Source organism: Waltera acetigignens (assembly GCF_025567015.1).
GTDB lineage: Bacteria > Bacillota > Clostridia > Lachnospirales > Lachnospiraceae > Acetatifactor > Acetatifactor acetigignens.
Map to the genome: position 1 here is coordinate 1 of NZ_JAOQJO010000005.1, position 8,897 is coordinate 8,897.

Sequence of the window (8,897 nt, forward strand, 5' to 3'; positions counted from 1 at the left end):
ATTATTGATCAAGTACACACTTTTTGAACCCAAAACAAGAAAAACGCTTCTGGAGTGCTGACCAAAAGCGTTTTGTCTACAGTCTGTGGGGAAGTACAAGTACTTCCCCAGAATAAGAGCTATATACTATCTATCAAAGATTACTCGATGATGGTAGCAACACGGCCGGAACCAACGGTTCTACCACCCTCACGCTTCGTTGGATATAAAATCCTATTACTTTTAGGTGTATTTCAGGCACTTTTTTATCTGTATTATTCCAAATATGCCCTCTTATTTGAGGTTTTGAAATTTTTTAGAACCATAGTAGAACCACGCATGTACAAACTAATGTTTATTCATCCACTGGTAAATCTTGCTGAAAAATATCTAATGCTGGTCCCATGTTCTCAAATTCTTTTAATCTTTGTATATACTCCTCCTTCATTTCAGTGATACCTACCTTTACAGTTCGTGATGCTTCATCTACCCAACAAGAAGAAACAAAATTTAATTCTTTATTAAGAATGGCCTGCGAAATATTATCACGAAGTGTATCAAGATAAGCTAATGAATTCTCACCATTTTCCCCTCGTGAATCCAGCTTCATACTACTTAGCCCTTGCGTGGATGGTTCGCCATCATCAATGTAATAAAAAGACCCTTCAAGATTCTCTTTATCCATACAGTAGTTGTAAATGTTTTGCACACGCTCCCAGATCTGTTCATCGAAATATACATCGCTTCGCTGAGAAATCATGCTTTCTACATGAGTTCGCAAATCGGTATAGAATAGTTCTGTTACATTGAAGCAAATATATTTTTCATCTTCGTATACCTTGTACTGCTCCATTTCAGCAAATGTCAGAAGTTGCCCACGGATAAATGCGTAATCTTCAGAACTTTGAATGGAATCTACTTCATATGTCATGATATAGACCAACGGAACATCTACACCACCATCAAATTCTCCCCTGTGCTGAGGAACATAGGCACTCAACACCAATGCCTTTTCATCTAAAGTAGAACCAATCGGCAGATTGTATCCATCAATGGGTTTATGGTGTTCGCCAGTAAGCCAATGCTGTTTATCTGCCGGAACTGTTTCGTCAAAAATAACCCCGGGGTTCAACATATCGACAAGAAGATGTGGTGCAACGGAAGGAACAACATTCCCATCCAGATCGTTGAGAAGCTGCGCACAATCGGACAGGTATTCCTCGTTCCTCGCTTGCCACTCAAGCGGGTCAGCAATGTAGGTATCAAAATAGTGCTGGAGTTTTTCTGTAACTTTAGATACAGACACTTTATCTGCTTCAACGGGATTTATTGGGGTGGGTTCCTGTATAGGAGTAATGATAGGCTCGGTAAATTCGATACTGCACATCCAATCCTGCCCAAACAGGAAATTATTATTGGTCAACACAAAATAGTAATGGTCATCAACCAGCGGCTGTTCTAATACAGAAAAATCATATGCGGCAGATAGGTCAATGGTCATCGTGCCGCTGGTATTTGCTTTAATTTCCGTATTCTCAAAGATGATGTTGTCGGACAGTGGGGCAATTTCTTCACTGGTAGACCAGCGCATCAGTTTGAGTTGTTTTTGAAAATTCAAATCTTTATCAGATTTGTTTTCAACTTGGATAGACACAATTCCATTTCCTTCATAGGTAGAAGAGAGGCTTAGATCGTCACCCGACAGTGAAGAAAACAAGCTTGCTGCGAATGCCGTCATAGTGAAGCTACATACCAACACAGCGGCAATTACCACATATTTTTTAATCGGATAACGCCATACAGGAGCGCTCTCCAATTCAACTCCGGTTTTTTCTTCAAAAATATTTTTTATATTTTGCAAATTAGATTTGCGAAATGAGTTCATGTTATTCCTCCTATTCAATTCGAAAGCGCTTCACGCAATTTCTGTTTTGTTTGATACAGGCGATTATTCACCTGCTTCACACTCAAGTTCAGCGCAAGAGCAATTTCTTTTGGCTTCTGTTCGTAATAGTATCGTCGCACCAGAATTTCACGGTCAGGTTCTCCGAGTGCATTAACTGCTGCAATAAGCACTCTCCGAGTTTCTTCTTGAATCATATCGTCAACAATACCGAGGTCACTAACAAGAATAGTGCTTTCTAATGAAATTGTGCGTGTCTTTGCAATTTCTCGGCAACGGTCAATGGCTTTTGTTCGAGCAATAATGGAGAGCCATGATTTTAACTTGCCTCGAGAGGGATCGAATTTATGAGGATTTTCCCATAAGTAGATAAATGTATCAGCAACTCATTCCTCTATGTCTTGAACAGAGCCAATATTATTTAGAACCTTTCCTATAATAGACCACAGAAGTTTAGAGTATTTGTCGATAGTCTCATTGATTGCACCCTCACTTCTGTTTCTAATTGCAATTATAATTTTTTCGTCATTCAACAATGTCACCTCTTTCCATGTAGATTAACCGGTCATATATAGTACGGAAAAAGCACAAAAAACACTTAAATTTTTTTTGTGAAAGGTATTTTATCCTGAAATCGTATTCATTTTATCTTACCTCATCCGATAATTCAAACTTGGGAATGACGAAGTAAAAACCTGTCAAACTTGGACTCAAGCAAGTGAAAAGAGAGAACTTGTATGCATGATGTGTACAAGCTCCCCCTTGGAGTTAGCTATAAATCAATTCATTTATGATAATTTCTTCTGCACGGTTCCGGATACTATTCATAGCTCCCAGCCATGCCATTTGGTCAGTAGCTTTCAATTCCTCTGTCACGCCCTCAGATGCTTTCATCTGCTCCACCAACCGTTCCATCATCTGATAACATTCCTCATCCGTCTGGTGCAGATATTCATTGAATTCTCCACTTAGTAACAGTTCCAGATACAATGCTCGGTGATGTTCTTTCAGATACTCTGCTCTCATTCTTCCGTATCTGCCAATTTCATAATGCGTTCCCTCCGGGAGCCGGAGATCTGGGTAATACAGACCATCCTCTCCCAAAGTGTAACTGATTTCGTTTTCTCCTACAATGTGCTTTTCCAATACTTCTGTTTTCTTAATTTTATCTGTCATATCCATCAATCTCCTTTATCTGCTCATTCTGTTCTGGTAGCTTCTCTGCAGTCGGTTCTGCTCTGCCTGTAACCGTTCCACTTCTTTCATGCTGTCAATAATACCCTGCACCTTATCTGTACCGACATACTGCTTCACTCGTTCCAAATCCTCTGCTTTCTCCTGCAAGTGCTCCATTGTGCCATTCTGTTCCTTGATTTTATTCTTGTACCATGCGATGTCATCTTCCTGCTGATTTACCTTTTCAGTCAGTTTTCTAACCTGCTCCATCAGACCAACACACTTGATTGTCAGGCTTTTTACAATCTCCTTTAACCTTGTAATCAATGGTAGTGCCACCTTTTCACGATAGGCTTTTGCCGACTGCACCACTCCCGGCTCCGGAAGCTGCCATTGTCTGTCCTCGTCATAGGCTCTCACATTACGCTCCAGAGCGACCTTAGAACCTGCCATAGCTTCCAGTTCTTTTTGAAGCTTCTGTTGTTGCTTTTCTAATTCCCGATTGCCGGACAACCGCCTTTCCTTTTCCAGCTCCAAATCCTCATTCTCGAAAATCAACTGACTGTTTTTTGCCAACAAACTGTTATAACTCTGCTTTGTATCTACATACGTTTTTTCCAGTTCTGCATTATCTGCCTTGATTTCCTCGTTCCGTCTTTGAAACTTATCGCCCATCTCTGCCAATTCTTCCACACGAGCAAACTGATTGTCTACCATTTTACTTGCTGTCTGCAATGCCCGTTCTGATTGTGCAAGCTGACTGTCAAGCTCCGCAACCTCTTTTGCTCTCTCCTGCTTCTCATAATCCAACACCGAAAGATGTTTTTTGTGCGTACCCTTCTGCAGCCATTCGACACCATACCGCTCCATGACTGCCGCAAGTTCCTTTTTCTCCGATTCTATCCACTGATTCCATTCCGTTGCTCCTCTGGTGCCTCCCTCAAATCCCTGCGCTGCTAATGCTCCCTTTAATGAAACTCTGGTATCAAGTCCTCGCTTGCTCCCGGTAATAACAGGGACAAAATCAATGTGAATATGCGGCGTTTCCTCATCCATGTGCAGATGTGCCGAGAATACATGAAGATTCGGATTCCGGCTTTGAAAGTCTGCCATGAAATCCGAAAGTATCTGCTTTGCCAACTGCCCCTCCTCACTCCGCACATTCATATCGTCCTTATTGCCTATCTGGAAAATCACTTCATGGAACAGCTTTTCCTGCTTCCCCTGCCGGATTTTCTCATAATAGTTATCAATCTTTCTGTCACTCCGCTTCTGCTTCGCATTGTACCTTTCCAGAGCTTCGTCAAACAGTTCATGATACACTGCCTTTATATCCTTGTGACAAAATTCCACATTGTCACGGCTTCTTTCTTTATCTACATTCTTTGCTGAAAATGCTCTTGTATTGTGATTCACAGAGCCTTTCCCCATCATTCCGCTAATCGTTCTCTCCAATAAAAACCACCTCGCATCTTTTTTTATCTGTATCTTTTAGTGCCGGATACGGCACAGGCTTTGTTACTTTCGTCGAAAGTAACGCAAAAGCACTTTTGACAGCTACCGCCATCAAAAATGCAACCTGACAAGTCAGGTTTTGCGCCCTGCCGGGAGCTTTTATGCCTGCGGCAGTTGTGCCCGTTCCGGTCACATCATCATCGCTGCCACCCCACCATTTTTTTAACCGTATCCTACGGGTGCGTGCCACGCTCCCGTTTTAATCGTCTAAGGAAAACTTACCATCGGAAGCTGTCCGGCACACCACGCTTGTCAAGATATTCCCTGCGTGCCTTTTCCTTTTCTTCCTCTGTCGGTGCAGTTTTATACTGCGTATACAGCTCTCTCATTACCAACGCATCCATCTTTTTCTCCAATGCCTTAGTTATCTCCGGCTCTGTTTCTTCCTGCCCTATCAGAAAATATCTCACGAGTAAAAAGAAAAGCTCCTGCGAAATCTGCACATTCTTCATAGTAATCCACCAATCCTTTCTGCAAGATCGCAACAACGCAATGTCTATATCTTTTGCAACCTTGCAATGTTCAAGACCGCATTTCCATATACTCTGCATTGTTGCGTTCTTCCCTTATTCTGGCTTTACTTTATCCAGTTCCCAATACCATGCGTTGTTGATTTTCCTTGTCTGGACACCCAACTCTTTCTTTGCGTTTTCCAGTGTCCGTTTGGAAATCCCCAGCTCATTTGCCCGGTCAAATATCTCATTACTCAGAACCGCACTCTGTGTTTCTGCAAGCTCCCTTAACATCTGCTTTGCCTGCTCCATTTTATTTGCCTTTGGTGTAATTCCGCCAAGCACCTCGTCCACCGTAATCTCATAATCTCCAAGCCACTTGACCCCGTCCTCTGATAAAGCAAACGCTTTCGGGTGTCCGAATGCTGCAAGGTTGTTTTTTATCTGAACAACTGCTCTGGTATTCGATTCTCCTTCTACCCTGCCGACCAATAACACACTCCTCGCTACCGCAAAGAAATCTATGGAACCCATGCCCCGGTATGCCGCTTTATTGCCAGAAGCCTTGTTCATGTGACCGATAAGGATAATGGCACACTTTGTTTTCTCTGCCAATGCTCCTAATTTCTTTGTCATATCCCTTGCTTCGTTCGCCCGGTTCATATCCATGCCACCGCCCAAATATGCCTGTATCGGGTCTAAAATCAAGAGCCTTGCACCAGTCCTTACAATCGCTTGTTCCAATCGTTCATCTACCATAGACAGCGATTTGTCGCTCTCATCAATAACAATAATTCTCTCACAGTCTGCCCCTGCAAGTTCCAGTCTCGGTTTTACCGTATCTGCAAGACCATCTTCCGCAGTCTGGTATATTACATTGACCGGCTCTGTGACCTTCATATTTTCATCCAGTGCTTCGCCCTTTGACAGCTTTGCTGCCAGATTCAACACCATTGTTGTCTTTCCATCCCCCGGATCACCTTGGATAATTGTCAGCTTTCCATAAGGAATGAACGGATACCACAGCCACTCAATCTCCTGCGACTGTACCTCCGACATTCTAATCATCTTTAACTTAATCTTCTGTTCTGTCATCTTTTCCTCCAAATTTCATTTAGTGATTGCTACCGGAGAAAACCTCTGCTATACTTGTCTTGTGAATACATAGGATAACAGAGGTTTATCCGGTTATCTTAAGTCCTGACAGTTGCCGCTGTTGGGACTTTTTCAGTTCTCTGTTGATTCAGCATATCAGCCACCTGCCTCTGCTGATTCGGGTACAAGTGCCCATAAGTGTTCAATGTGATTTTTATATCCCTATGCCCTAACCGCTCTTTAATAATGAGTGGCTGCACTCCCTGATTGATAAGATAAGCAACATGACTGTGTCGAATATCATGAACTCTGATTTTCTTAACCCCAGTCTTTTCACAGTTATGCTTCAACTTGTGCTGTACTGCCTCTGCCACTATCGGAAATATCCTCTCATCATCTGGCAGTTCATAGAGCTTATCCACATAATCCTTTATCTCCTGTGTCAGAAATTGCGGAATATCAATCACTCTGACCGATTGCTCCGTTTTAGGTGTAGTAATAACATCTTTTCTTTCTGTCCGGTAATAGGTTTTGCTAATACTGATTCTGTTTTCCGTAAAATCAATGTCTGACTTTGTAAGGGCAAGCATTTCTCCAATTCTACACCCCGTCCAAAAGAGTATTTCAAAGATAAGATAGTATCTGCTTCCCGGTTCCATCGTCTGTATGAACTTTTGGTACTCATCTACTGTCCAGAAATCCAGACTTCTGTTATCCGAGCTTCCCATACGCTTAACTTTTTTACAAGGATTTGTGTGTAAATCGTAAATTCGTGAAGCGTGAGTGAATAAGCTAGTTAGCTGATTTTGTATCATTCTTAAGTAGGCTTCCGAAAATCCTTTGGTCTGCATTTCATTCTGCCACTGAATAATCTGCCCTGCAGTTATCTCACTCATCATCTGATTACCAAAATACGGAATGATGTGTTGCTCCATCATATATCGTTTGTTCTTCATGGTGCGTTCCTTCAGCTCATTCTGCTTATCTTCAAAATAAACTTCCATAAATTCACTTAGCTTCATATCCATACTTCTGCTGTTATTCAATTTCTTCTGTCGCTCATACTCAAGAGCCTCTCGCTTTGTCTCAAAACCTCTTTTTCTTCGCTTTTTCTTTTCACCCCTGGCATTTGTTTCAAACCATTGGGCTGTCCATTTCTTAGTGTCTTTTTCTTTGTATGCCATACTGCTCTCCTTTCCTATCCTACTGATAATTCGTAGCCATACATTTTTTTCGCCCAATACGCTCTTGGAATTCTTCCAGCCATTGTGATATATCCTTGCGAAGCCAACTCTTCATTCATGCTTTTTACCAGCTTGTACGCATGAGATTTGGAACAATTCAATTCTCGGGCTACATCATCGGCACTCATCATATATTGATAATTCGCCATACATTCGTCCTCCCTTCTATACTTTGAATCTCGTTACATTTCTAGTATTTGTTTTGTGTATGATTTTCGTACATTCATATTATCACTACACATTTCCCTTGTCAAGATTTCGTAATTATATTTTTACGATATTCGTATATGCTATTTTTGAAAATTATTCTTTTATGTCTTTCGTATTTGTGCTATGATAATAATTATATTTATGCAATTCGTAAATTTTAAATTTATGAAAACAGGAGGTTTCAATGGGAGACGGTAAGAAACTGAAAGAAATATTAGACAGTAAAGGCACGAATGTCCGCCAGATTGCAAAAGCAACTGGTATCAGTGCCACAACACTTTATTCAATTATTCAAAAGGATTCTAATATCCGATTTGACTTTGCACTTAGACTGGCAAATGAATTAGAAATTGACGTGAATGAGATATGCTCTGCCAGTCCCTTTTCGGGTGCAATCACAGAAGAAGAAATATATCCTACATTACCGAATGGATTGAATGGCGCTCTTGACGGAAATCGGGTAAAAACGTATTTAAAAAATTCCATGTACCCGCTTATGTATCTTTTCGGGAAAAACAGTATGCCTGATGTGGATAATTTGCTGACTTCCTTTTACCAGTTGGATGATGAAGCTAGGAAAGAAGTGGTGGAAACGATACAATTCAAGCTGCAGTATCACAGAGATCCCGAACGGGCAGAACAGATTAAACAGATTAAGGGATGGTAAAAATAACTCCAGTGAATCGTTGAATTCACTGGAGTTATTGCCTAATGATCAATATCCTGTCTTTTGACAATCTTCAAGTAGTTTCTCTTTAAATCATTTACTGAGCCAAAGAATATTTGCTCTGATTTCGAAAAGGAATGATTCTGTATTTTTAGCTTTAACAGTTCAAAAGTGCATATCATATCAGCCACCTGAAACAACCTATAATCCGATGGTTTTACTTTTCGAAACTCCACTCTTGGCAAAAATGCATTAAACAAGGTCGATAATATTTTGTTTAACTCTACTTGTCCATTATCATAGTATATTTTAACCAAGTCGAACGAAAGCAAGAAGTCATAGTGCTCCCTAATAAAAACAGATATTTGCTTTGAAAGTTTACCCGTTGCTTCAACAATATCTTCAATATGCTTTTTCTCTATATGGAAAGCTTTATATTTTACCCCACTCTGTCTCATAAACGTAACCATCTTATTAAATATCTTTCTACGTTCTATATAATCCATTTCAGAGTATTCTTCCTCTTTTCGAATAATAGGGCCTGTATGTATACAATGATTTTCTAATCCCAAAAGTGATAATTCTCTATTTAAATATTCCATTGGCTCTTGAATGGATGCTTCTTGTTCATGAAATACCATTGTAACTATATACCA

General features: G+C 40.6%; 9 protein-coding genes and 1 pseudogene. 1 reads left to right on the plus strand and 9 read right to left on the minus strand.

Annotation, left to right across the window (positions count from 1 at the left end; all coding sequences use genetic code 11):
- Positions 1–334 precede the first annotated feature (334 nt).
- The 8 genes and pseudogenes from OCV96_RS06470 to OCV96_RS06505 all read right to left on the minus strand — a co-directional run bounded on the left by OCV96_RS06470 (position 335) and on the right by OCV96_RS06505 (position 7,513).
- Positions 335–1,864 (minus strand): hypothetical protein, encoded by a 1,530-nt coding sequence (locus OCV96_RS06470; protein ID WP_118669254.1) that lies wholly within the window; start codon positions 1,862–1,864, stop codon positions 335–337.
- Positions 1,865–1,878: 14 nt separating this feature from the next.
- Positions 1,879–2,256, minus strand: a pseudogene (locus OCV96_RS06475) (sigma-70 family RNA polymerase sigma factor); the annotation flags it as partial.
- A gap of 394 nt (positions 2,257–2,650) precedes the next feature.
- Complete coding sequence (locus OCV96_RS06480; protein ID WP_118669256.1) at positions 2,651–3,058, minus strand: TnpV protein; 408 nt, start codon at positions 3,056–3,058, stop codon at positions 2,651–2,653.
- A 15-nt stretch (positions 3,059–3,073) separates the two neighbouring features.
- On the minus strand, positions 3,074–4,492 hold the full coding sequence (locus tag OCV96_RS06485; protein ID WP_118669252.1) for a plasmid recombination protein: 1,419 nt from the start codon (positions 4,490–4,492) through the stop codon (positions 3,074–3,076).
- Positions 4,493–4,791: 299 nt separating this feature from the next.
- A complete protein-coding gene (locus OCV96_RS06490; protein ID WP_118669255.1) occupies positions 4,792–5,025 on the minus strand; it encodes a complexin-2 in 234 nt (77 codons plus the stop codon).
- Between the two features lie 114 nt (positions 5,026–5,139).
- A complete protein-coding gene (locus tag OCV96_RS06495; protein WP_262593892.1) occupies positions 5,140–6,120 on the minus strand; it encodes an AAA family ATPase in 981 nt (326 codons plus the stop codon).
- 98 nt (positions 6,121–6,218) lie between these two features.
- Positions 6,219–7,304, minus strand: a complete 1,086-nt coding sequence (locus tag OCV96_RS06500) for a tyrosine-type recombinase/integrase (protein ID WP_118669249.1) — start codon at positions 7,302–7,304, stop codon at positions 6,219–6,221.
- A 14-nt stretch (positions 7,305–7,318) separates the two neighbouring features.
- On the minus strand, positions 7,319–7,513 hold the full coding sequence (locus OCV96_RS06505; protein ID WP_118669248.1) for a DNA-binding protein: 195 nt from the start codon (positions 7,511–7,513) through the stop codon (positions 7,319–7,321).
- 245 nt (positions 7,514–7,758) lie between these two features.
- Here OCV96_RS06505 and OCV96_RS06510 point away from each other — a divergent pair, with 245 nt between their 5' ends.
- Entirely contained in the window at positions 7,759–8,241 is a 483-nt protein-coding gene (locus OCV96_RS06510) for a helix-turn-helix domain-containing protein (RefSeq protein ID WP_005601262.1), read from the plus strand.
- 41 nt (positions 8,242–8,282) lie between these two features.
- Here OCV96_RS06510 and OCV96_RS06515 read toward each other — a convergent pair.
- A partial coding sequence (locus tag OCV96_RS06515) for a hypothetical protein (RefSeq protein WP_262593894.1) occupies positions 8,283–8,897 on the minus strand: 615 nt, incomplete at its 5' end.

Bases quoted from the DNA above. Each gene is read 5' to 3' on its own strand.
- OCV96_RS06470 (WP_118669254.1), bottom strand. From the start codon at position 1,864: ATGAACTCATTTCGCAAATCTAATTTGCAAAATATAAAAAATATTTTT.
- OCV96_RS06480 (WP_118669256.1), bottom strand. From the start codon at position 3,058: ATGACAGATAAAATTAAGAAAACAGAAGTATTGGAAAAGCACATTGTA.
- OCV96_RS06485 (WP_118669252.1), bottom strand. From the start codon at position 4,492: ATGATGGGGAAAGGCTCTGTGAATCACAATACAAGAGCATTTTCAGCA.
- OCV96_RS06490 (WP_118669255.1), bottom strand. From the start codon at position 5,025: ATGAAGAATGTGCAGATTTCGCAGGAGCTTTTCTTTTTACTCGTGAGA.
- OCV96_RS06495 (WP_262593892.1), bottom strand. From the start codon at position 6,120: ATGACAGAACAGAAGATTAAGTTAAAGATGATTAGAATGTCGGAGGTA.
- OCV96_RS06500 (WP_118669249.1), bottom strand. From the start codon at position 7,304: ATGGCATACAAAGAAAAAGACACTAAGAAATGGACAGCCCAATGGTTT.
- OCV96_RS06505 (WP_118669248.1), bottom strand. From the start codon at position 7,513: ATGGCGAATTATCAATATATGATGAGTGCCGATGATGTAGCCCGAGAA.
- OCV96_RS06510 (WP_005601262.1), top strand. From the start codon at position 7,759: ATGGGAGACGGTAAGAAACTGAAAGAAATATTAGACAGTAAAGGCACG.